Source organism: Shewanella carassii (genome assembly GCF_002777975.1).
Lineage (GTDB): Bacteria > Pseudomonadota > Gammaproteobacteria > Enterobacterales > Shewanellaceae > Shewanella > Shewanella carassii.
Genome location: NZ_NGVS01000031.1, coordinates 267,114 through 291,183, shown reverse-complemented (window position 1 = coordinate 291,183; position 24,070 = coordinate 267,114). Strand labels below are relative to the sequence as shown.

The 24,070-nt window shown below is 53.5% G+C and carries 20 protein-coding genes; 13 read left to right on the top strand and 7 right to left on the bottom strand.

The features are described 5' to 3' along the window. Positions 1–500: 500 nt before the first annotated feature. The 3 genes from CBE72_RS15965 to hldE all read right to left on the bottom strand — a co-directional run bounded on the left by CBE72_RS15965 (position 501) and on the right by hldE (position 3,393). A complete protein-coding gene (locus CBE72_RS15965; protein ID WP_100144925.1) occupies positions 501–980 on the bottom strand; it encodes a TetR family transcriptional regulator in 480 nt (159 codons plus the stop codon). A gap of 146 nt (positions 981–1,126) precedes the next feature. Continuing rightward, entirely contained in the window at positions 1,127–1,963 is an 837-nt protein-coding gene (locus CBE72_RS15960) for a hypothetical protein (RefSeq protein WP_100144923.1), read from the bottom strand. Then, positions 1,963–3,393 (bottom strand): bifunctional D-glycero-beta-D-manno-heptose-7-phosphate kinase/D-glycero-beta-D-manno-heptose 1-phosphate adenylyltransferase HldE, encoded by a 1,431-nt coding sequence (hldE, locus tag CBE72_RS15955; protein ID WP_100144922.1) that lies wholly within the window; start codon positions 3,391–3,393, stop codon positions 1,963–1,965. Before hldE ends, CBE72_RS15960 begins: the two co-directional genes overlap by 1 nt. A 105-nt stretch (positions 3,394–3,498) precedes the next feature. Between hldE and CBE72_RS15950 the strand changes: the two genes are divergently transcribed. After that, positions 3,499–4,422, top strand: a complete 924-nt coding sequence (locus CBE72_RS15950) for an LpxL/LpxP family Kdo(2)-lipid IV(A) lauroyl/palmitoleoyl acyltransferase (RefSeq protein ID WP_028780539.1) — start codon at positions 3,499–3,501, stop codon at positions 4,420–4,422. Between the two features lie 57 nt (positions 4,423–4,479). On the opposite strand, the gene CBE72_RS15945 is transcribed toward CBE72_RS15950, so the two are convergent. Continuing rightward, positions 4,480–6,204, bottom strand: a complete 1,725-nt coding sequence (locus CBE72_RS15945; protein WP_100144920.1) for a potassium/proton antiporter — start codon at positions 6,202–6,204, stop codon at positions 4,480–4,482. A 514-nt stretch (positions 6,205–6,718) separates the two neighbouring features. Here CBE72_RS15945 and CBE72_RS15940 point away from each other — a divergent pair. The 3 genes from CBE72_RS15940 to CBE72_RS15930 all read left to right on the top strand — a co-directional run bounded on the left by CBE72_RS15940 (position 6,719) and on the right by CBE72_RS15930 (position 11,624). Further along, the gene (locus tag CBE72_RS15940; RefSeq protein ID WP_100144918.1) at positions 6,719–8,992 is read left to right on the top strand and encodes a nitric-oxide reductase large subunit; all 2,274 of its coding nucleotides are present in this window, start codon (positions 6,719–6,721) and stop codon (positions 8,990–8,992) included. An 85-nt stretch (positions 8,993–9,077) separates the two neighbouring features. Further along, positions 9,078–10,598 carry a nitric oxide reductase transcriptional regulator NorR gene (norR, locus tag CBE72_RS15935; RefSeq protein WP_100144916.1) on the top strand — a complete coding sequence of 507 codons (1,521 nt, stop codon included), beginning with the start codon at positions 9,078–9,080 and terminating at the stop codon, positions 10,596–10,598. Between the two features lie 111 nt (positions 10,599–10,709). Next, entirely contained in the window at positions 10,710–11,624 is a 915-nt protein-coding gene (locus CBE72_RS15930) for a L,D-transpeptidase family protein (RefSeq protein WP_100144914.1), read from the top strand. A gap of 53 nt (positions 11,625–11,677) precedes the next feature. Here the strand turns inward: CBE72_RS15930 and CBE72_RS15925 are convergent, their stop codons facing one another. Then, entirely contained in the window at positions 11,678–12,499 is an 822-nt protein-coding gene (locus CBE72_RS15925) for an N-acetyl-ornithine deacetylase (protein ID WP_100144967.1), read from the bottom strand. A 100-nt stretch (positions 12,500–12,599) separates the two neighbouring features. Next, positions 12,600–12,941, bottom strand: a complete 342-nt coding sequence (locus CBE72_RS15920; RefSeq protein WP_025890081.1) for an FKBP-type peptidyl-prolyl cis-trans isomerase — start codon at positions 12,939–12,941, stop codon at positions 12,600–12,602. Between the two features lie 184 nt (positions 12,942–13,125). Between CBE72_RS15920 and zapE the strand changes: the two genes are divergently transcribed. After that, the gene (zapE, locus tag CBE72_RS15915) at positions 13,126–14,244 is read left to right on the top strand and encodes a cell division protein ZapE (protein WP_100144912.1); all 1,119 of its coding nucleotides are present in this window, start codon (positions 13,126–13,128) and stop codon (positions 14,242–14,244) included. Positions 14,245–14,305: 61 nt separating this feature from the next. On the opposite strand, the gene glnE is transcribed toward zapE, so the two are convergent. Beyond that, a complete protein-coding gene (gene glnE, locus CBE72_RS15910; protein ID WP_100144910.1) occupies positions 14,306–17,161 on the bottom strand; it encodes a bifunctional [glutamate--ammonia ligase]-adenylyl-L-tyrosine phosphorylase/[glutamate--ammonia-ligase] adenylyltransferase in 2,856 nt (951 codons plus the stop codon). Between the two features lie 236 nt (positions 17,162–17,397). Here glnE and CBE72_RS15905 point away from each other — a divergent pair, with 236 nt between their 5' ends. The 8 genes from CBE72_RS15905 to CBE72_RS15870 all read left to right on the top strand — a co-directional run bounded on the left by CBE72_RS15905 (position 17,398) and on the right by CBE72_RS15870 (position 24,067). Continuing rightward, positions 17,398–18,348: a hypothetical protein gene (locus tag CBE72_RS15905; RefSeq protein ID WP_100144908.1), complete on the top strand. Its 951-nt coding sequence runs from the start codon at positions 17,398–17,400 to the stop codon at positions 18,346–18,348. A 31-nt stretch (positions 18,349–18,379) separates the two neighbouring features. Continuing rightward, complete coding sequence (locus CBE72_RS15900; protein ID WP_100144906.1) at positions 18,380–19,279, top strand: DUF350 domain-containing protein; 900 nt, start codon at positions 18,380–18,382, stop codon at positions 19,277–19,279. A 4-nt stretch (positions 19,280–19,283) separates the two neighbouring features. Continuing rightward, positions 19,284–21,011 (top strand): polyamine aminopropyltransferase, encoded by a 1,728-nt coding sequence (locus CBE72_RS15895; RefSeq protein WP_100144904.1) that lies wholly within the window; start codon positions 19,284–19,286, stop codon positions 21,009–21,011. A gap of 79 nt (positions 21,012–21,090) precedes the next feature. Continuing rightward, complete coding sequence (locus CBE72_RS15890) at positions 21,091–21,504, top strand: YjfI family protein (protein WP_025010359.1); 414 nt, start codon at positions 21,091–21,093, stop codon at positions 21,502–21,504. Positions 21,505–21,515: 11 nt separating this feature from the next. Continuing rightward, positions 21,516–22,205, top strand: a complete 690-nt coding sequence (locus tag CBE72_RS15885) for a PspA/IM30 family protein (protein ID WP_025010358.1) — start codon at positions 21,516–21,518, stop codon at positions 22,203–22,205. A 6-nt stretch (positions 22,206–22,211) separates the two neighbouring features. Beyond that, positions 22,212–22,862, top strand: coding sequence for a hypothetical protein (locus CBE72_RS15880; RefSeq protein WP_025010357.1), 651 nt, complete (start codon positions 22,212–22,214; stop codon positions 22,860–22,862). A gap of 6 nt (positions 22,863–22,868) precedes the next feature. Next, positions 22,869–23,195, top strand: coding sequence for a hypothetical protein (locus CBE72_RS15875; RefSeq protein ID WP_100144902.1), 327 nt, complete (start codon positions 22,869–22,871; stop codon positions 23,193–23,195). 71 nt (positions 23,196–23,266) lie between these two features. Next, the gene (locus CBE72_RS15870; RefSeq protein WP_100144965.1) at positions 23,267–24,067 is read left to right on the top strand and encodes an ion transporter; all 801 of its coding nucleotides are present in this window, start codon (positions 23,267–23,269) and stop codon (positions 24,065–24,067) included. Positions 24,068–24,070: the final 3 nt, after the last annotated feature.

Sequence of the window (24,070 nt, the reverse complement as noted above, 5' to 3'; positions counted from 1 at the left end):
GTTTGACCTTCGATGGAGATATAACATGGTGTTGGCATGGTTAATTCCTTTTACTGTTGAATGAGTGATAAAACCTCATCAGCCAATGCCAGAAGCATGCCAAATCGTAAGCCACTGTTTTACAACAACATCTAAACCAACCCCCACTCTCCGGNGTGATAAAACCTCATCAGCCAATGCCAGAAGCATGCCAAATCGTAAGCCACTGTTTTACAACAACATCTAAACCAACCCCCACTCTCCGGGCAATTTTTTGCCCAAACCCGGGCAATTTTTTGCTCGCCGGGCAACTTCTTGCCCGAAGAGAGTTGCCCGAAAGAGTTGCCCGAAAGAGTTGCCTGAAGGAATGTCCCAAGGGGTAGGCCGAAGTCGATTGGCTTTTGTGAGCCAATAACGCGTAATTCGATAAGAAAATGAATGGATAAAAAAACAGCAAGCCTTAGCTTGCTGTCTCAATTATCTCTACGAATCGCTTGAATGAGAGTCGCTTAAACGGAATTTTAAGCGGCGCAGGCGATACCGGGATCGGCAAGCAACATAACAGCACTGCGGCCCAGGAGATCGTTGATCATCTGCTCGCCCTTTTCACCCAGCTCTATCTGGGCATTTTCCCTAGCCATAGTCACAGCACGAAACAGAGTGATTTCAGGATTGTTGTTTCCGCAGAGACTAAAGAAGAGTCTCAATACAGCCCTGTGCTCTGCTTGCTGCAACGCCTGCATCCAGGATTTTTCGAGTGCTTCAACACTGGAAAAATCCAGAGCGGCCAGAAACAACCGACCAATACGCACATCCAACCTGGCAAGAAAATCGATTTTGCGCGGAAAATGGTGACTGATCCCCGTGCGGCTAATTCCCGTTGCTTCAGAAAGCGTTGTGTAAGACATAGCCTCAAAACCAATAGTTAAGATCTGTTTGAGAGCTTCGTCCATAATCTGATTGATAGTCAGCTCAGTCTGAGCCTTTGAACGCTTGGCCATTCTTGTCTGCCTCTTATCCCCGTTATTTTTATTGCCAAGGAGCTTATCAAAGGCATAGAGAGAATACTGCCAAAAAGAGGGGTGTTAACAGCGTTTTTCACCTTTGTTCAGCAAAGGTTCAGCTAGGAGAGCTAAAAAAAGCCTTATTAGTCACATTGTCGCAACATTCTTTCTTTGGATAACCAAAGTTTTGCTGTTTCGCTCCCCACCAGTTTTTCAAGAGTAGGTTGCAACACTTCACCCAACTGTTTACGGCGCCAAAACATGTATTCTGGCAGGGTTTGTCGGCCACTCCGGTTAAAGAGATGCTGCAACAAGCTGGAAAACTCTGCCACTTCATCTGGAGAATAACGGCGGATTTCCGGATAAAAACTGAGCACAAATGTAGCAAAATCAGCAAATTCCGCGATTTGTTTCAGATCATACTTATTTAACACTTGTATCAGATAAAGTGGGCTCCAATGTGACAAATTGCCGATATCGGAAAATACTGCCAGGTTACGCCTGTGGTATTGTTGCCACACAAGTTCCAGACTGTTCCATTCTTTAGCACAACGCCAAGCGAGATAAGTATCAGCCAACCACTCATGGTCCAGTTCAGACAACTCGGCAGGCAAAACATTTCCTTGCAGACGCTTTACTTCCAGATGCCCCAACTCATGCCAGAGAGTTAATTGCGGCTGATGCCGCAACACCAGTTCATGATTTTGACCATTCCAGATAGCAGTTTGACTTTGTGGGAGATAGTACGGCGCCCAGAGAACCATGCCGGCAACGCTTTCATCTTCGACGGGCAGAGACATGGCGCCTCTCATTCCCAGTGCATCGAAGAAAGCCTTTTGAGACAGGGGCAGTTGTTGTTTGACTCTATCGGGGAGTTGTTGCAGACACAGTGGCAGTTCCGATGGCGGGCATATCAAGGCTTGTTTTGGACCTACATCAGCCCAAAACAAGCTTCCCGATAGCAACACCGCCATCAACATCAGGGCTTGGCCATAATATTCTGAATAATGGCGGTGGTGGAGATACCATCTTCGAACCCCAGCACCTTGACACTGCCACCGGCGGCAATCACCTCTTCACCTCCGGCTATCTCTTCCACCCGATAGTCGCCCCCCTTGACCAGGAGATCCGGCAACAATCTAGAGATCACTCGCTGCGGTGTATCTTCACTGAAAGGCACCACCCAATCGACAGCGGCCAGCCCCGCCAGTACTGCCATTCGCCGCTCAAGACTATTGACTGGACGCCCCTCGCCCTTGAGCCGTTTAACCGAAGCGTCATCATTGACCGCCACAATCAATCTATCGCCCAAGGCACGGGCTTCTTTGAGGTAACTGACGTGCCCGGCATGGAGTATGTCAAAGCAACCATTGGTCATCACCACCCGCTCACCTCTGAGCTTGGCTTGCTGCATGGCGTACAGCAGTTGATCTTCGCTGACCACACCAAAGCCAGACTCTCCCTGATGTTGAGCCAGGGCCTCGATGAGCTCAATGCGGCTGACAGTGGAAGTGCCCAGTTTGCCAACCACCACACCGGCGGCGGTATTGGCAATGGCACAGGCTTGCGGCAGGTCGCTGCCGGCCGCCAAAGCTGTGGCGAGAGCCGAAATCACAGTATCTCCGGCACCGGTCACATCATAGACTTCCCGTGCCACTGTAGGGATATGCAGCTCATCCCCTTCGCTGGTGATCAGTGTCATGCCCTTTTCAGAGCGGGTAACCAGAATCGCCCCCAGTTGATGCTTGCTAATCAAAGCCTGGGCCTTGGCCACCAGATCGGCTTCCGAGCTGACAGTGCCCACCACAGCCTCAAACTCACTCATGTTGGGTGTGATCAGACTGGCACCGGCATAACGGCCGAAATCGCTGCCCTTGGGATCCACCAAGACACGGATCCCCTTGGCTCTGGCCTTCGCGATAAAGGCCTGAGGTTGGTCGATGGCCCCTTTAGCGTAGTCAGATAACACCAGTACCTTGCAATCGTCCAGTAGAGCTTCGCTCTGCGCCAATAGCGCCTGGCTCTGCTCCTGGGCAAAGGTCTCTTCGAAATCCAAGCGAATAAGCTGTTGGTTACGACTCAGTACCCGCAGTTTGGTGATTGTGGGTTTATCTTCAACCGTCAGCCACTTAGGCTCCACACCTAGAGTACTGACACCTGTATTCAGGGCCGATGCGGCTTCATCGGCTCCGACAATACCGGCCAGTTGCACCGAGCCGCCCAGCGCCGCGATATTCAGCGCCACGTTGGCTGCTCCGCCGGGCCTATCCTCTATCTGATTGATACGCACCACAGGTACAGGCGCCTCGGGTGAAATACGGCCGGTTGGGCCAACCCAGTAACGGTCGAGCATCACATCACCAACCACCAGAACCTTGGCTTTTTCAAATGGGGGCAGAGTTACCTTCATAACGGACTTGTCTTATTAGGCAAAATAAACCCCGATTGTACCTAATTTTCACACTGAATTGGGTTAGAATATGCGGTAATTTTTCCTGTAAACGGGTTTATCGTTTTGGTAGAGAAAGCACAATTTTCCGCTCACTTGTATCACCCTAAATTCTGGTTGCTGTGGCTGGCTGTCGGTCTGGCCAGGCTGACCCTCCTGCTGCCTCTCAAGTGGCAGATGAAGCTTGGCAGTGGCATAGGTCTGCTGGCAATGAAGCTGGCCGGAAGCCGGGTTAACACCGCCAAACGCAACCTGGAGTTGTGTTTTCCACAAATGAGTGAGGCCGAGCGAGAGACGCTGCTCAGACGTAATTTCCAGGAAACCGGCAAAGCGATTTTCGATACCATCAATGCCTGGTGGTGGAGCAACGACAAAGTGCAGAAGCACATGCAGATAAAGGGCCAGGAGCATGTTGAGCAGACACTGGCTGCCGGTCAAGGAGTTATTCTGTTTGCGGTTCACTGCTTGCCGCTGGAAATGGGTGCAAGAATATTTGGCCAATTTCAGCCCGGGGTTGGTGTGTACCGCCCCCACAACAACCCTGTAATGGAATATCTGCAGGTGAAGGGCCGTTTGCGTTCAAACAAGGCGCTGGTTCCCAAGCGGGATCTTAGGCAGATGGTGCGTTGCCTGCGTAACCCTGATGTCATTTGGTACACAGCAGATCAGGACTTTGGCCGCTCCAGCGCCATCTTTATCCCCTTCTTCGCCGTTCCCGATGCTGCCACCATCACCGGCGGCACCACCTTGGCCAAGCTGGGTAAAGCCAAAGTGCTGCCCTTCTTTGTCGAGCGCAACGACGACGATACGGGTTACAACATAGAGATCCAGGCGCCGCTGGATAACTTCCCCGGCGAAAATGAGGTGGAAGACGCCAAACGCGGTAACGGCATTGTCGAGCAGTTGATCAGCCGTAACCCGGCGCAGTACATGTGGCTGCACCGCAGATTCAAGACCCGCCCCAATGAGAGTGATCCCTCGCTCTATTGAGAAAGTAGCCGTAAAAATGCCGACTCAAGGTCGGCATTTCTTCGTTCTTCGCTTTTTTCAGTCTTCAGAGGGCAATCTCAAACCAACCCGGCTGACTGTCCCTTCCTGCACCTCGGCGACTATCCAGTCCAGCCCTTGCCAGAGGAATTGATCCCCCACTACAGGGTGACTGCCGAGTTGCTGTAGCAGTAAGTCGGCAACCCGCATCTGCTCATATTCGGGTTCCAGCTGCATGCCGTAAATCGGTGCCATATCGGCCAGCATCACATCCACTGAAATAAAGAAGTCACCAAAGAAGCGGGGCGCCTCGCATTTTTCTGGCGCCTCACTGAACAGCTGACTCAAAGGTTCCAAATCGTCCTCTTGCCCCAGCACACAAAGAATGTCATCGGCCATCAGCCTGGTACTCCCCGAAGGGTGCAACAGTTCGTTATTGCGAAATACGGCGGCAATCCGGGTTCCCGCCGGCATGGCAAGACGCCTTAGAGGCTCACCGATACACCATTTGTTTTCACTGAGTCGATAGACAAATATCTCCCACTCACTAGTGGGATAAATTTCCACTCCGGCGCGGGAAATAGGTGCCGGTTTGGGTGGCAACTCCACCTTGGCCAGCTGCGCCGCCTTGGACAAGGTACTGCCCTGCAGCAGCAAGGAAACCATCACCACGAAGAAGGCCAGGTTGAAGTAAAGCTGCGCTTGTGGCAGCCCCGCCATCATGGGAAATACCGCCAAAATAATGGGCACTGCGCCGCGCAGCCCAACCCAGGAGATAAACCATCTGTCTCTGTCATGGAAGCTGCGAAACGGTAGCAAACTGAGCCAAACCGCAATCGGCCGTGCCAGAAAGATCATCCCAAAGGCCAGTGCCAAACCCGGTAAGGCGATATCTTTCAGATCCGATGGTGTCAGCAAGAGTCCCAGTACCAGGAACATGCCTATCTGACTGAGCCAGGTCATACCATCGAGCACGTTGAGAATCGAGTGTTTGCCACGGGTCGCCTTGTTACCGAGAAACAGACCCACCAGATAAATAGACAGAATACCACTGCCTCCCAGGGCATTGGAGATGGCGAAGATCATCAGTCCGCCACTCAGTACCAAAATGGAGTAGAGGCCTTCCGGCAATTGATTGCGATTGATAACCTGCCACAACAGCCAACCGCCGCCGACACCGAGGATCCCGCCCAGGCCAAACTGTTTGATAAAGCTCAGTGCCAGATAGCTGCCCGAGAGTTCATCACCACTGCTGCCAAGAATGGCAATCAGCGTCACGGTCAAAAACACAGCCATGGGGTCGTTACAACCGGATTCGATTTCCAGTGTCGAACCGACACGCTCGTTCACATTTTTGCCTTTGAGCAGGCTAAATACCGCCGCGGCATCGGTCGAGCCGACAATGGCCCCCACCAACATGCCCTGGAGTAAATTGAGATCGAATAACCAGGCAGCCAGCAAACCTGTCAGCGTGGTGGTCAACGCCACCCCAAAAGTGGCCAATGACAGGGCCGGCCACAATGCCACCCTGAAACTGGCAACCCGGGTACGCATGCCACCATCGAGCAGAATAACCGCCAACGCCAGGTTACTGACCAAATAAGCCACTGAATAGTCATTGAATACTATGCCGCCTGGGCCATCTTCACCGGCAAAGATACCCACCGCAAGAAATACCACCAAAATAGGAATACCGAGTCGCGACGATACTGGGCTGAGCAGTACGCTGACTGCGACAAGCAAGGCCCCGACAAGGAAAAAGCTGTTGATGATATCTGCGTTCAAATGACCCTCCAGTTGAAAATGCGGGGAAGCTAATAAAAGAGAAACCTGGCTCTAACGAGACTCCGGAAAACACGTGGGTTACAGACGGGATTATATCATTAATTAGGGTTATTTTTCAGTAGAAACAGTTGACTTATTTTTACTGCCAGCGAAAAAGACCAGTAAAAGAAGCCAGGTAACCCCTTAAAAAATTTAAAATTCACCTAGAAAACATCAAATCTGAACCCAAAGAAACATAAACTCAAATTAATGAAAAAAACTTTATTTTTTCAAATAACTAAAGAATTTGAAATCCAAGAATTCTCGTCAAGATATCAGCTATAGCTTTCTGGTAAACAATCAGTGTCATAATGACAATTAACAATGTTAAAAAGACACTTTAAATACAATCAAAATGACACTATCAAAAACACACAAACAAGTAATACACTGATTAAAAACAAGAATAAAAGTTGGCACGTTCGCTGCTCTATGTAGGAAAACCTATCAAATAGACTTTGTCAGAGGGATGCCAATGAGCAGACAAAAATTCACCCTGATCGCACTGTTACTTGTGTTGGTCGCTTCTTTCACTGTACTTCTCAGTATCGGCAGTGAAATCTATCGGGAAAAACCACCGATTGCCGATGTCTATAGCGACAGCCAGGGCCAAGTGGTTTTCAGCGGCAAGGACATAGAACAAGGGCAGCTGGTTTGGCGCTCCATGGGCGGACATCAACTTGGCTCAGTCTGGGGCCATGGCGCCTATGTGGCTCCGGATTGGACCGCAGACTGGCTACACCGTGAGGCCGAAGCCTGGCTGGATATTCGCGCCAAGGAGACATACAACAAGCTTTTCAATAGCCTGGACAAGAGTACTCAAGCCGCATTGGAGCAAGCTTTAAGGGACGATTTGCGCCATAACACAGTCACTACAGACGAGAGAGGTCACACCCGGGTGGTGCTTTCCGACACCCGTATCGCCGCCATGGCGCAAGTGAGTCAGCACTATAAATCTTTGTTTGGTGACGATCCCGCGCTGAATGAGCTGCGGGAAGCCTATGCGATGAAAACCAATACCATAGGATCTGCCGAGCGCCGTCAGCAGCTCAATGCCTTCCTGTTTTGGGGCGCTTGGGCCGCAGTGACCGAGCGCCCGGATGCCAATTACAGCTACACCAATAATTGGCCCTACGATCCGCAATTGGGTAATACACCGACATCAGACAATATCGTCTGGTCGATTTTGAGCATAGTGACTCTGCTGGCCGGTATCGGAGCCCTGGTTTGGTATCATGCCGCCGGCAAACATGAAGCCCTGCCGGCTCCCGCCACTGAAGATCCCCTGTTCAGACACAAACCCACCCCTTCACAAAAGGCCACGGGTAAATACTTCATTACCGCTATCGGCCTATTTCTGCTGCAAATACTGCTCGGTGGCGTCACGGCGCACTATGCGGTTGAAGGCCAGGAGTTTTACGGTATTCCCTTGAGTGAGATCCTGCCTTATTCAGTGACCCGCACCTGGCATACTCAACTGGCAGTATTCTGGATAGCGACGGCCTGGCTCGGTACCGGGCTCTATATCGCACCGGCGCTTTCCGGCCACGAGCCCAAATATCAACGCTTCGGTGTCAACCTATTGTGGGTCGCTCTGCTGGTCGTGGTGCTGGGCTCCATGGCCGGTGAATGGCTGGGAGTACAACAATACTTCTCACTGGACAACAACTTCCTCTTCGGTCACCAGGGTTATGAATACATAGATCTCGGCCGGGTGTGGCAACTGCTGCTGTTGGCCGGATTGATGATCTGGCTGGCGCTGGTGAGCCGCGCCATGTTGCCCGCCCTGAAACAGGAGTCTGAGCTAAAGCCTGTGCTCTGGGTACTCTACGCCTCCTGTGTTGCTATCGGCCTCTTCTATGGTGCCGGGCTGTTTATGGGTAAACACACTAACCTTGCCATCGCCGAATACTGGCGTTGGTGGGTAGTACATCTGTGGGTTGAAGGCTTCTTTGAAACCTTTGCTACCTCGGTTATCGCCCTGATGTTTGTGCGTCTTGGCCTTATCCGTGCCCGCAGTGCCAATGGTGCGGTACTCTTCTCTACCCTGATCTTCCTGACCGGAGGCCTCATAGGCACACTGCATCACCTCTATTTCACCGGCACACCCACTTCGGTCATCGCCTGGGGCGCTATCTTCTCGGCGCTGGAAGTGGTGCCTCTGGCCCTTATCGGTTTTGAAGCGGTGGAAAGCTATCGCCTGCGCCGGGCCGCTCCCTGGATGCAACGCTATCACTGGGCCATCATGTTCTTTGTTGCCACCGCTTTCTGGAATCTGGTGGGCGCCGGTGTACTGGGCTTCCTAATCAATCCACCGATTGCCCTCTATTACATTCAAGGGCTGAATACCACTGCCACCCACGCCCACGGCGCCTTTATGGGAGTCTACGGCATGTTGGGGATAGGCCTGATGTTGTTCTGCCTGTCAGGACTTGCCGGTAAACTGCGCTGGGAAGACAAGTGGCTCAAGGGAGCATTCTGGAGCCTGAATCTGGGGCTGGCCGCCATGCTGTTCCTGTCATTGCTGCCGGTGGGCATAGTGCAGTTCTTTGCCGTGCTTGATCATGGCTACTGGTTTGCCCGCTCGGCAGAGGTGATCCACAGCCCGCTGGTAGAACGCCTGGTATGGATGCGGATGTTCGGTGACATCATCTTCTCCGTCGGCGGTTTATTGCTGGGCGCCTTCCTGCTGGGATTGTTGCGACAGGCGGTCAAGGCCAAGCGCTTGGCCATTGCTACCAGTCACTAGCCACTCACACTGAAAAATAATGTCAAAATGACATTCCACTGTCCCTGGGGTAGACTCACCCCAGGGATTTTATTCAGGTCAGCTTATGCCACTCAGCCATTCCGATCTCACCCGTATCGCGCTGGATATCACCTCAGGTTTGCCAAACAGCGACAGATTCAGTCGCCTGCTGGCGACGGTACGGGACAATCTCCATTGTGATGCCGCCGCTCTGCTGCGATTTCAGGGCAATAGCTTTATCCCACTGGCAATCGACGGCCTCAGGGCCGATGTACTCGGTCGTAGCTTCAACATCACAGAGCACCCGAGACTGGAGGCCATCGCCCGCGCCGGCGATCTGGTGCGCTTTCCGGCAGACAGCCAATTGCCGGATCCCTACGATGGCCTGATAGCCGCCCACACAGATAAGCTCAAGGTGCATGCCTGTATCGGCCTGCCGCTGCTGGACAAGGAACAACTGATAGGCGCCTTGACCATAGATGGTCTGGACCCTTGCCAGTTCGACGATTTCAGCGATGAAGAGTTGCGAAGCCTGAGCGCCATCGCCGCCGCCTCCCTCGGCAATGCCCTGCTGCTGGATAAGTTGGAAAGCCTGTCGCTACAGAGCCAGAGTCAACCATTGCCGGAAACCGGCCACAGTGAACTTCTGGGGGAAAGCCCGCAGATGTTGGCGCTGAAGCGGGAAATTGCCGTGGTCGCTCCCAGCGATCTGAACGTGTTGATCCTCGGTGAAACCGGTACGGGTAAGGAGCTGATTGCCAAGGCAGTACACGCCGCCTCGCCCAGAGGCAACAAGGCTCTGGTGTACCTCAACTGCGCCGCCCTGCCAGAGTCGGTCGCCGAGAGTGAACTCTTCGGTCATGTCAAAGGCGCCTTTACCGGCGCCATCAGCAATCGCGCCGGTAAGTTTGAATTGGCCGACAAGGGGACTTTGTTTCTCGACGAGATAGGCGAGCTCAGCCTACCGCTGCAGGCCAAGTTACTCAGGGTGCTGCAATACGGCGATCTGCAACGGGTTGGCGAAGACAGAAGCCTGACAGTGGATGTGCGGGTTATCGCCGCCACCAATAAGGATCTCAAAACCGAGGTGGTTGAAGGCCGCTTTCGCGCCGATCTCTACCACAGGCTGAGTGTTTTCCCGCTACTTGTACCGCCACTGAGAGAAAGGGGCCGCGACATACTGCTGCTTGCCGGGCATTTTCTTGAACGTTGCCGCAGCAAGCTGGGGCTGGAACGCCTGAGTCTGTCCGCCGAATCGGAAGCCTGGCTGCTGGCCAACGACTGGCCCGGCAACGTCAGGGAACTGGAACACCTGTTGCACCGCGCCAGCGTGTTGGCGCGCGCCGCCAGTGACCATAACCAATGCCAGTTGCAACTGGGTGAGTTGCAGTCAAAGAGCCCCTCTCCAAGTGCGCTGCCGCGCCAGTTGGACACAACAGTGCCTGCAGAAGTCATCACGCTCAAGCAAGCCACAGCGGAGTTCCAAAGACAGCTGCTGCGCAGTGTGCTGGAACGGCACCAATACAACTGGGCCGCCAGTGCCCGCGAGTTGGGTGTCGACCCTGGCAACCTGCATCGACTGGCAAAACGCCTGCAACTGAAATAGTTTTTTTGCTGCAATCTGTTGAAATCTGCGCCGGAAAAGGTAAGGATGCCTGCTCGACTCTGATGCCTGAAACCATGGCGACTGACAGCGTTTAACGAAGAAAAATATCCTATGACAAGAATTCCCCGCCTCGCCCTGTTACTGGGCCTGTTGCTTCCCGCCTGCCTGTCGCAGGCCGTTGAATATCCTCTGCCGCCCGAGGGCAGCAGTATCGTCGGTGACAACCAGTATTATGTGGTGCCCGATGATAAGCGCACACTGGAGAGTGTTGCCGACGAATATCAACTGGGACTGACCAACATGACCGAGGCCAACCCAGGGGTCGACCCTTTTCTTCCCAAGCCCCGCAGCACATTGCTGATCCCTCACAAGCTGATCCTGCCGGATGCCCCCCGTAAAGGAATAGTGATCAACGTGGCCGAAATGCGCCTCTACTACTATCCCAAAGACAGCAATACGGTACAGGTCTTACCCATAGGCATAGGCCAGATAGGCCGGGATACCCCGGAAAACTGGGTAACCAAGGTTTATCGCAAACGCGCCAACCCCACCTGGACCCCAACGGCCAGGATCCGCAAGGAATATGCCGCCAACGGTATCACCCTGCCCAAGGTCTGGCCCGCAGGCCCGGATAACCCCATGGGCTTGTATGCGCTTTATATCGGTAACCTGTATGCCATTCACGGCACCAATGCCAGCTTCGGTATCGGCCTGCGTGTCAGCCAGGGTTGTGTCCGCCTGCGCAATCAGGATATCGAGCATCTGTTTAATACTGTGCCCAACGGCACCCGGGTACAGTTTGTCAATCAGCCGATAAAGGCCAGCCTGGAGCCGGATGGCGGTCGCTATCTGGAAGTGCATCAGCCGCTGTCGCGCACCGAGGCCGAGTTTGAATCCACCGCGCCTGTGGTATTAAAGATGACCCCGGCCATCAGCCGTTTTCTCGCTCATGCCGATACCGACTCGACCGTGCTCAAACGCCTGTTGGATGACAGAAGCGGTATTCCTACCCGCATCAATCCCTGACCCCTTTAAAAAGAACAAGACCCCAGCCTAGGCTGGGGTCTTACTTTTGGCTGTTACCCCTTGATGGGAGCCAACTGCTGCTGCACAAAGGCGTGCATCACGGCGCTGTTGGCCAGAATTCGCTGATCCAGATTCTGGGTCGCCGGTGTTTCACTGCACACCCCCACCTTGGCACCGGTGCGAACCAGCCAGGCCTCGAACGAAGTATCAAAGTGGTTGAAGATGACCCCGTCTTGCACCGGACAACCATCGATATCGCCATCAGCGGCAATATCAAAGAAACGCCCCAGAGTATCACGCAGCTGCAAACTGAACTGGCCGGGTGATTGTCTGGGCTCAAAAGAATAGATATAGGTGTGCTTCTGCAACACATCTTCATGACAGGTCAATATGCCTTCGCGGCTGGCGCCCTGCAGCAGTTGGCCATATTCCAGCAGCAGCTTGCCTTCAACCGAAGGTGAACTGGCTTCGCCCTCTTTGGGCTGTAAAAACCCCCGGTTGGGGTTTTCACCGAACTTATTGAATCTGTGCCCCTTGGCAAAGCCAGTGGGGTTGACCAAAGGCAACAAGCTTAGATTAATTCGCTCGAAAATATCCTGTTGCAGTTCACTGAGGAAATGCAGCATACCCCAAGGGCCGGCAGCCTCTTCACCGTGGAATCCGGCACTGATCAACACAGAAGGCAGCTCCGCCGTCGCTGAGGGCGACTGATACAGCTCCAGTGGATAATCACCTATTTCGCCCAGCTTCTTGCGCCCCAACTGCAGACGATCAACTTCCTGTTGCAATTGGGCATAGAAATGTTCGATATCCGTACTGTCGCAGGCAAAAATGTCTGAATGCCATTGAAAAGATGCGAAGGGGGAACGGCTCATAGTGCTTTTATGACTCAGATGAATGAAGGGCAAAGCTATAATATCAGCTTTATATAAAAACAAAATCCATCTTAGCCAATAGCGCTCAAAAGCCCTGGACTCAATCGTCGCGGGTCAGGACCTCCAGCAGTTCGATTTCAAATTCAAGATCCGAATTCGGCTTGATCAGCGCCCCAACCTGGCGTTCACCATAAGCCAGATGTGCCGGAACCTTGAGTCGGCGTTTGCCACCGACCTTCATTCCCATCAAGCCCAGATCCCAGCCCTTGATCACCCGCCCCGTGCCAATGACACACTGAAAGGGACGGCCCTTGTCCCAGGAAGAATCAAATTGAGTACCGTCACTCAACCAACCTCGGTAGTGAGCCGTGATAAGCGCTCCTTTCACCGCAGCTTTGCCCTGACCTTCCTCAATATCTATGATTGCCAATTCTGCCGTCATGGCTTGTTCCTCAACCTATGGTTCAAAAGGCGCATCTTATCCGTAAAAGGAACTGAACACTATTCCATGGATAGATGAAGCAGCATGGCAGGCACTTTTCCTTTAAGCTCAAGCCCTTGCTATACTGGCCGCCCGTGGCACTTATATGGCACTTAAATAACAGTCACAGGATGGGACGTCCAGAATGAAGCACACAATTTCCCCCTCTGAACGCTATGCCCAAGGCCCTTGGCAGCAAGACCCCGCCCAGTTGCCTGCGCTGGCAGCGCTTGATAAGCGTTTTCAGGCGCTCGTTCAGGGAAACAAAGTCCCCGGACTCTACCTGTGGGGCGATGTCGGCCGCGGCAAGACCATGTTGATGGATCTCTTTTTCAATGCCGTCGAAGGGCAGCCCAAGCTCAGACTGCATTTTCATCACTTTATGGCCAGGGTCCACAGAGATCTGAACCGCATCAGCGGCACCCGTGAGCCTTTGGATCAAATTGCCGCCACACTGGCCAAAGAGTGCCGCCTGTTATGCTTCGATGAGTTTTTCGTCTCGGATATCGGCGATGCCATTATTCTCGGACGTTTACTCGAAGGCCTGTTTAACCGTGGCGTTATGCTGGTCAGCACTTCCAATACGCCAATAGAACGCCTCTATGAAAACGGCCTGCAGCGAGAGCGCTTTTTGCCGACTATCGACTTGTTGCAACAGAAGATGGAGTCGCTGCACCTCAATGGCGAGCGAGACCATCGCCTCACCAAAGGCGCGCCCCATGCCCAGGCGGCACTTCCCCTACTGCAGCTTGGCAATGAACCTGACTTCAGCCAGTGGTTTTCAAAAAACGCCTCGGGTCCAGGGCAACTCAACATCATGGGCAGAGCGCTTTTTTTCCAAGCCATGGAAGCCACACAATCACTGGCCTGGTTTCGCTTCGATCAGCTCTGCGAAGGGCCGAGATCCACTCTGGATTATATGGAGCTGGCCGAAACACTGGATACTCTGCTGCTGAGCCATGTGCCCAGGCTTGGCGGTGAGCGCCGCGGCTGGATCCGCGCCCGCGGCACCGAAGATGCTGCCGAAGCCGTCAGCACAGGCGATAGAAAGCTCAGTTATGCGCCGGAGGATGATGCCGCCCGGCGCTTTATCGCCCTGATAGATGAGTTTTATGACAGGGGTAAACAACTGGTGCTACATGCCCAAGTACCACTGGAGCAGCTGTATCAGGGCGGCGCCCTCAACTTCGAGTTTCGCCGCACCTACAGCCGCTTAAGCGAAATGTTGCAGCGAACTCCCGGCAAGCCAAGGGCAGGTTATTGAAAGTCGAATAAAGATGGCATCAACCTCTTGTATCCGAGCCATGCCCATCAGCCATAAATAACTATTGCCCCAGGATAAGCTCATAGATGTTGCAGACCCGTTCGGCCTGCTCCGCCACTTTTTCCTGCGCCACTTGCCCAGGCAACCCGGCCAGAGTTAACCTGTGGTTTTCATCCCTCAGCATGCAATAGGCCTGAGTCAGATGCTGCGCCGACATCAAGGGCAACAGCTCAAGCTCAGCCAACACCTCAAAAATCCGCACATTATCAGACCAGATACACAGCTCAGGGTACTTATGGGCATGAGCCAGCACCAGATACTGAGCGATAAATTCAATATCGGCGATACCGCCAACGCTTTGTTTAAGATCGAACATTCCCTGCGGCGCTTTGAGCAGATGGTCGCGCATCTTAAGGCGCATCTCGCGCACTTCGCTGGCCAGCTGTTTCCTGTCTCTTGCTTGGCGCAGCACACTGTCACGCACCGCCTGAAATTCCTGTGCTAGGGCGTTATCACCGAAGACAAAGCGGGCACGAACCAAAGCCTGATGTTCCCAGGTCCAGGCTTCCTGCTGCTGATACTCGCCGAAACGACCAATTTCACTGACCAAGAGCCCGGAGGCGCCCGATGGTCTCAGGCGCATATCCACCTCGTAGAGCTCGCCCGACATGGTGCGGGTGGAAAACAGGTGTAATATCCGCTGCGCCAGTTTGAGATAGAAGTGCCCTACATCCAACGGCTTGTCACCGTCAGTCGAGCCCCCCTTGGCATTGTGCAGAAACACCAGGTCGAGATCCGAGCCGTAGCCCAGCTCAATGCCCCCCAGCTTGCCATAGCCGACGACAGCAAAACCTATCTCCCCGTCAGCCAGGCCAGGCGGCACGCCGTGGCGCTCTGTCATTTGCTGCCAGGCCTGTTGCACCACTTGCTCTATGATGGCCTCGGCAAGAAAAGTCAGGTGATCGCTGACCTGCATGATAGGTAAGACCCCGGTGACATCCGCGGCGGCAATTTTCAACTGTTGCGACAGTTTAAACTGCCTGAGCGCCTCCATCTGCTGTTCCATATCCTCTTCCGGAACCCGCAGCAGGTATTGGCGCAGTTCACTGCCGTAGTCATCCAGAGAGGTGGTGTCATAAAGCTGCGCCGGATCGATCAGTTCATCCAGCAACATGGGGAATTTCGCCAGCTGCTGGGCAATCCAGGGACTGGCACAACACAGGCTCACCAATTGTTGGCGGGCGCCGGGATTTTCACACAGAAGTTCAAGATAAGTGGTGCGGGTGAGGATCTGCTCCAGTACGCCGGTTACCGGCTTGAATGCCTTGCCGGGATTGGGCTGCAGCGTCAGCTCCTCAAGCATTTTCGGCATCAGCTTATCCAGGGTATCCCGCCCTCTTGGCCCTATGGCCCGGCGTGATACCGTCTCGCGCCAATGAGCCAGACTGCTCCAGAGTTCATTGTCTTCTATGCCTCGCTCGGCCAGCAGCGATTGTATGTCTTCCTCGCTGTCACAGACCCAAAGCTGACAGGCCCAGCTGTCGCTTTGCTCCTCATTGTCTTCATCACCGCCGACGGTATCGCGAAAATGGCGATGAATCTTGAACATGGCGGCCTCAACCTCACTGCGCAGTTCTGCTTCATTGGCCATCTCCAACGCAAAGCAGAGACGATGCCAATCCAGACCGTTATCCGGCAGGGTCTGGGTCTGTTTATCCCCTATGGCTTGCAACAGGTTTTCTACCCGGCGCAGCAGCAGATAACTCTGCTTGAGTTCATCTACCGCCAGGTACTCAAGTTGCCCCAAACTAAAGAGGGTATCTATGGCATCGAACAAGCTTTGACTGCGCAGCGCTGGCTCCCGGCCGCCGCGGATAAGCTGAAAACTCTGCACCACGAACTCCACTTCGCGGATACCGCCGGCACCGAGTTTGATGTTGTCCTTGAGCTGGCGCCGCCGCACTTCCTGGGCAATCAGGCGTTTCATCCGCCTCAATGAATCTATGGCAGAAAAGTCGATATAACGCCGGTAAACAAAGGGGCGTAGCAGGTCGTGAAGCTCATCAGAGTATTGAGTCCAGGGACCAAGCGCACGGGCTTTGACCATGGCGTAACGCTCCCAGTCACGCCCCTGCTCCTGATAATAATCCTCAAGGGCGCTGTAGCTGACCACCAGCGGGCCACTCTCGCCATAGGGGCGCAAACGCATGTCGACCCGGAACACAAAGCCATCGACTGTGACTTGCCCCAGTAGATTGACCAGGCGTTGCCCCATGCGGATAAAGAACTGCTGGTTATCCAGGCTGCGCCGACCGCCCTGGGTCTCACCGTGTTCCGGAAAGGTAAAGATCAAGTCGATATCAGATGAGAAGTTCAGCTCACGACCGCCCAGCTTGCCCATCCCCAGGATCATCAAGGGTTGTGGCTTGCCGTCGCAGTCACAGGGGGTTCCCAGACTCTGGCACATTTCGCGATAGAGCCAGTCTCTGGCGCCGATGATCAGTGCCTCAGCCAATACAGAGAGATCAAGCAGTGACTCCTGCAGCGGGCTATAACCCATGAAGTCGCGCCAGGCGAGGCGCACCATTTGCCGGTTGCGATAGTTTCGCAGCACTGACTTAGCGGTTTCTTCCTGGGTGACAGGGTCGAGCAGGGATTGAATTTCGCCGGCAAAATCTTGTCTATCCAGGCGAGTGAGCTGGCCGGCAAACAAGGGGGCAATCCATTCAGGGTGGCGACACAGCTGAGTGGCAACATAATCACTCAGGCCCATAACCCGCTGCAGCTCCTGCTGCTCAATGAGGCTGAGCTCGGTGACCACCTCAGGCCAGCGCTCCACCAGCAGATGCCAATGCTTACCGGCCTGTTTGCACAGCAACTCGGAAAACGGCTTTTGACTGTCACACCCCAATTCCATAGTTATCCCTGTTCGATTGTATTCAAGACTATTTAGACATATTATGTCGTCTTTGCCGCACAAACATCCGCTCGACATGGATTTTAACTGGCCGATGCAGATGATACTGACTTCACCCCAATTCTTGTGGGTGATACTCTGTGCACAGATTACACCAACTTGCACTGACGGCCTACGGGGACCAGAGGTTTTAGCACCGTTTGCCAGCCTCAAGTGCTTATCATAATGGAGAAAACATGGCAGGAATGCTGATCCGTATTCTCAGTCTGCTGATGCTGTTATCACTGACAGCTTGCGGTGACGATAGACCCGAGCAGATTGCCCAGTTGCAACAGCTGAATGACCAACGTCTGGAAAAACTCGGCCAGATGCTGGACAAAGACCAGCTGCGCAATGGCATCTTACTCAAACAGTATGGTCAAATTCTGGCGCAGCAGCGGCCGGAATTACAACCGTTGGTGGAGCAACTGACACTGGATGCCACCAGTAAAGGACCACTGTACAAGTCACTGGAAAGCAGGGTGAAAGACGCCAAGGTGGCGAGCAACTTTATTAATCTTGACCAACAGTTGGAAGAGGAAAACAACCTCTATCAAGCGCTGGACTCAAGCCTGTTCAACGACATGCTGTCAGATCCCGTCAATGTGATTGCCGATATGTCAGAGGGCAAACTCGCCAGGGTCAACGCCATCAGCCGCGAAGCTTCAACCCTGGCCAATGGCTCGGAAGACTTTGGTGCCGGCAGCCAGTTAGTGGGTAACCCCGCCTATGGCCAGTGGCAAACCGATTCCAACGGCATGTCCTTTTGGGCCTGGTATGGCATGTACTCCATGTTTTCCAACCTGTTCCACAGGCCGGTTTATTATGACAACTGGTCCAGAGGCAGGGATTACAGCTACTACAATGATGTGGGGCGCTATCGCTATACCTCCCCCAAGCAGGCCAAGGCCCAAACCCAGGTCTATGAGCGCACCAAAAAACGTTTCGACTCTCAAGGCAAACGCTTTGACAGCCCTTATGCCAAGTCCCGCTCCGGCTCCAGCGCCCTCTCTCGTCAAAGCAGCGCCGCACCCAAGCCATCCAGCAGTGGACAAACGGCCAGTAAGTTTCGCTCAAATTACTCTAAAGACAGCAGTTTCCGTAATTCTGGCAGTCGCACCAGCCGCGGTGTCAGCCGGGGCAAATAACTCAGCCAGGATCACAACTTAAGGAATGAACATGACTCTATTTCAGGAATTCGGCATCACTCAGGAACTGGCCGTCATACTCGCCATCGACCTTTCTATCGCCGTGATACTGCTCACTCTGACCCGCTACCTGCAGGGCTGGAGTGTTCGGGTAAACAGCAGTGAAGAGCTGGCAGTCAGAGACAACTTCGCCTTCGGCATCAGCACCGCCGGCGCTGTGGCGGCACTGGGTATAGTACTGACCGGTGCCATTACCGGCGCCGCCGCTCACAGTTATCTGCAGGAAGCCATCGGCATGAGCGCCTACGGCCTGTTTGGTCTAGTGCTGATCAAACTGGGGCGCTTTTTGCACGATAAAATCGCCTTGAATAATATCGACAAGAACGCCTTGGTGCTCAAAGGCAATGTGTCGGTTGCCATAGTCGATGCCTCGGCCGCTATCGCCACAGCGATTATTATCCGTGCCGTGCTGCTGTGGGCCGAAGATCTGACCCTGGATACCTTTATTGCCATCCTCAGCGCCTTCGCCATCTCTCAATTGATGCTGGTGTTGCTGACCCGCCTCAGAGAGAATCGCTACGCCGCCCGCAACCAGGACAGCTCAATGCAGCAAGCGCTGGCACAGGGAAATACCGCCCTGGCGATACGTCATGCCGGGGCGATGATCGCCATGGCACTGAGCTTCAATGCCGCCAGTCACTTTATCGTCTTCAGCCCTGAAGCCTATGTCACCAACGCCCTTGGCTGGCTGGTGTTCTCCTTCATTATGTTGGTGGTACTGAGCCTGTTGCTGCCCTTGGTCAAACTCCTGGTGCTGGCAAAAATTGACCTCGCCGATGAGGTGGAGAAGCAGCACAACATAGGCTTGGCCGCAGTTGAAATGGCGCTCAGCATAGCGGTTGCGCTGATCCTCACCGCTTTGATGGCCTGATCCCGTGGCATTAAGTAATAACGCCAACACCCAAGAGCCCAACAGACGCCACTTAGGTGCCCTCGATGATGCCTTGCTTTTGGGGATCATGGGGGTACTGGCGGCCTGTGGTCTAATATACGAATACCTGCTTTCTCATTATGCCGGGCGCATTTTGGGCGCCCTCGAGGCGGCCATCTACACCATGATAGGCTTGATGATAGTCTCCATGGGCCTGGGGGCCTTTGCCGCCCGCAAGATAAAGTGCGCCTTCAGCGGCTTTGCAGTATTGGAATTGACTGTCGCCTTGCTGGGCTCACTGGCGATTCTGATCACTGCGGCCGTCATCGGCTTTGGCCACGAGCTGCCGGAACTGATAGGACGAACCCTGGGGCTACCGCCGGATCATCTGCCTCAGGGTGGCTTTATCGGCCGTTTTCAGGAGTTATCCCGCTACCTGCCCTATCTCTGGGGTGTGTTGCTCGGTTTGATGATAGGGATGGAGATCCCGCTCATTGCCAGGGTGCGTCAGGCTCTTTCCGAAGAACACCTGCTGCACAATGCCGGCACCATCTATGGCGCCGACTATATAGGTGCTGGTGTGGGTGCGGCGCTCTGGGTCGGCTTTATGCTGGCGCTGGATATCCAGCTGGCTGCCGCCATGACCGCCGCCTTTAACCTCTTGGCCGGGTTTATCTTTATTATCCGCTTCAGGGACAGGATCCGCGCCGCCAACTGGTTACTGGCGGCACACGTACTGGCCACAGGAGTGCTGCTGATACTGGCCATCAAGGGGCCAACCTGGGAGCAAGGATTCAACAACCTCCTGTATCAAGACAAGGTCGTCTATGCCAAGGCTACCCGGTTTCAGCAACTGACACTGACCAAGCGCCTGATGGGTAACCATCTGCCGCCTGTTTACTCCCTCTATATCAATGGCAGGCTGCAGTTCTCCTCCAGCGATGAACATATCTATCACGCCTTCCTGGTACATCCGACTCTGGCTGCCAGTGCCCGTCACGACAAGGTGTTGATCATAGGCGGTGGTGATGGATTGGGCTTGAAACAGGTACTGAAATGGCAACCCAAGCAGGTCACTCTGGTGGATCTCGATGCCGAGATGGTCAAACTGTTCAAAGAACCCGGGGCTGAAGTACCGGAAGATCTCAGAACAGCATTGCTCGGTCTCAACGGCAACGCCTTTGCCGATCCCAGGGTGGAAACGGTTTTCGACGATGCCTTTAACGGTGTCGACCGCTTGCTGGCCCGCGGCGATAAATACGATGCCATCATAGTGGATCTGCCTGATCCCTCACATCCGGATCTCAATAAGCTCTATTCAGACCTGTTTTATAAAAAACTCAGGGAACTTTTGAGCGCAGATGGGGCCATCAGTATACAGTCCACCTCCCCTTACCATGCGACCAAGGCCTTTATCTCTGTAGGCAAGACCCTGGCGCTGGCGGGATTCAAGGTGAATCAGTATCACCACAATGTGCCCAGCTTTGGCGAATGGGGCTGGACCATAGGAACACTCAATGGCCAGGATGCCAAGAGCCGACTGCAACAGATGCAGCAACTGCCGGTAGAGGATGACTGGTTGACGCCCGGGCTTATTCGCGGCGCCTTCGAGTTTCCGAAACAGTTTTACACTAAGATGGACCAGGTTCAGCCCAACACCATAGGCTCACTGCAGCTGTATTACTACCACCTGCAGGCATGGACAGATGAACAGGGTGTAGCAACCTTTTAAACAGGCAAAGATAACGCTTGACATATTATGTCTCGGTGTTATCTTTAAACGCAGACATAATATGTCAAAGAGGACAAATATGAATATTCACACTATTGCCAATCATTTAAATGGACTTGGCGACAACAGCTCTACTGGGTTCCAGTTTGACTGTTACCCCATTGAAGGGGATGTAGAAGTGTTGCAGGTCAATGTGGTTGGCCGTGAAGAGATCCCCGTATTTGTTTCGGTAACGGAAAACCAAATCCTCTGCATCAGTTATCTCTGGGGAGAGGATGAACTCAAGCAGGAACGCCGTGCCGAGATGTTTGAAACCATGTTGGAACTCAACATCCCTATGCCACTGTCTTCATTCGCCAAGATTGACGATAAGTATGTGGTTTACGGTGCACTCTCCCTGCAATCGAGCATGCTGGAAATAGAACAGGAACTCTCGGTCCTGTCTGACAACTGTCTCGAAGTCATTGACGAACTGGTCGACTTTTTGAAATAAGGAGCCAAATCATGGGCATACTGAACAAAATTCTTACAGCATTCCGCGGTGGGGCCAACGAAGTCGGCCAAAGCATAGTGGACGCCAACTCAACCCGCATCTTCGAGCAGGAGATCCGTGACGCCGAGAAACACCTCACCAAGGCCAAGCGTGAACTGACAGATGTGATGGCCAAAGAGATGCAAGCCAGCCGCGAAATCGATCGCATTAAACGTGCTGTCGCCGAGCATGAAGGCTATGCCACTCAGGCACTGGAAAAAGGCAATGAAACCCTGGCGCTGGAAGTGGCCGAGAAGATTGCCCAGCTGGAAATGGAACTGGCCGAGCAACAAACAGCCAACGACAGCTTCAGCGCCCATGCTGCCCGCCTGAAAGATCTGGTAAAGAAAACCGAACGTCAGTTAGCCGACTATCAGCGTCAGCTGAGCATGGTCAAGACCACTGAAAGCGTGCAAAAGGCCACGGCTTCCATTACCGACTCTTTCGCGTCAAGCAACTCCAAGCTGCTCAACGCCAAAGACTCACTGGAGCGTATCAAGGCCCGTCAGCAACAGTTTGACGACCGCTTGAAGGCCGCCGAAAACCTGGAAGCCGAGAACAGCGACCAATCGCTGAAAGCCAAACTGGCTGAAGCCGGTATCGGTGAGCAGAAGAGCAACGCCAGCGATGTGCTCGAGCGTTTGAAAGCCAAGAAAGGCTGATAACCTATGGGATTCTTTGGCAGCCTGTTTGGCAAAAAAGAAACTCCAGTGCGTCAGCTCAAGCACCCATCAGAGCTGCAAAAGGGCGATATGATCTCCCTTGATGACAGCTTTGCCCTGCCCGCGCATCTGCGCGGGCAGCAGCTTAGGGTCGAAGCCGTCAATACCTATGAGTATCAGCGCAGTCAGTCGACTGAGTGGGTGCTCAAGGGGCACAGCGGCGAAGCCATCTATCTGGGGCTGGATGAAGACGACGAAACCTGGCTGGCTTTCTCGCTGAAGATAAGCCGCGCTCAGGTGGATGCCTTATTCGATCTGGATGATTTCTCCGCCATCTTCGATGAACCGGGGAAAGCTGAGCTGAGTACCAAGGCACTCACTGCCGAGACTGAGATGCTTGAGCAATGGCTCGGGAAACACTACCATCAGGTCAGTTTTGCTGAGTTTGGCTATTTCCACCGGGAAGATTACCGTGGACTCAGGCCGCCTCAGGATGCTGACGGTGCAACAGGTGATGCCTTCGAAAGCTATCAGTTGCTGGATGACGATGAGTCTCGCGCTCTGGATATCGAAGTCTATGAAGGCGGCGAAACCGACGTTGCGCTGACCCTTTACCGCCCCCTCAGTGATATTCGTGACTACTGGCCAGGAGAATAATGCGGCATGAGCAAGAACCACCCTTATCCGGAAAAATGGTTACAAAACCAAAAGGCTGCCAAGGCGACTCAGGTAGCATTCGATCTGGATGAAAGGTTTCAATACTCTATCCGCAAGGCGGCCCTGGATACAGGTGTCAGCCCCTCAGATCAGATCCGCATGATATTGGGTTTATCCGTGGCCAAGCGTCCCAAGCGGCCACGGTTAACCGTTTCGCTCAGTCCTGCAGACTATGTCCAGCTCGCCGAAAAATACGGTTTGACGCCGGATGCACAGCTGGAAATTAAAAAACGGGTACTGGAAGACCTGGTACAATTCGTAGACGAACAATAAACACGCGCGTTTACAGCTAACGGCAAGTCTTTTACCCTGAAAGGATATCTAGTTTTTCAATGGAAGAACCGATGCCGGATAAATCTCGCTGGTTCCTGAAGCCGTCAATTCAAGTCTCCCCTTTCGAATTGGCGATGATGTTATTGTCGCTGATTTCCGTGGTTGTGATCCTGGTCATGACCTTTGTCCCTGTCGATCCCGAAACCCACAAGCTACTGTTTTACATCGATACGGGTATCTGTTTTATCTTTATGAGTTATTTTCTGATAGGGCTTTTCCGGGCAGAAAATCGACTCGCCTACATCAAATACCATTGGGTCGACTTTGTCGCCAGTATTCCGGCGATTGAAGCGCTGCGCTTCGCCCGTTTATTCCAGATCCTCAGGGTATTGCGGCTCATTCGTATGAGTCGTTCCCTGATAGGGCCACTACTAAAACAAAGACGTCAGGCCACCATCGCCAGCTTGCTGGTATCTATGGTGACCATCATCACCATAGCCTCGGTAATGATGTTGCTGGTGGAAAGCGGCGTCGAAGGCGCCAATATTCAAACCGCCGAAAACGCCATCTGGTGGGCGATAGTGACCATATCCACTGTGGGTTACGGTGACTTCTACCCTGTGACGACTGTGGGCCATGTGATAGGTGGGGTGGTCATCGTCTGCGGGGTCAGTTTCTTCGGGGTCATTTCCGGTTATATGGCATCGCTGTTTGTCGCCCCCGATGAGCAGGAGAGCCTGGAAAACCAAAGCAAGGTCATCAAGAGCGAGTTGGATCTGGTACTCGAACGTATGGAAGCCAACCAACAACAGATGCTGACGGAAATCGCCGACTTGAAACAGAAGTTGGCGCAGCAACAACGGGACGAATAGAAT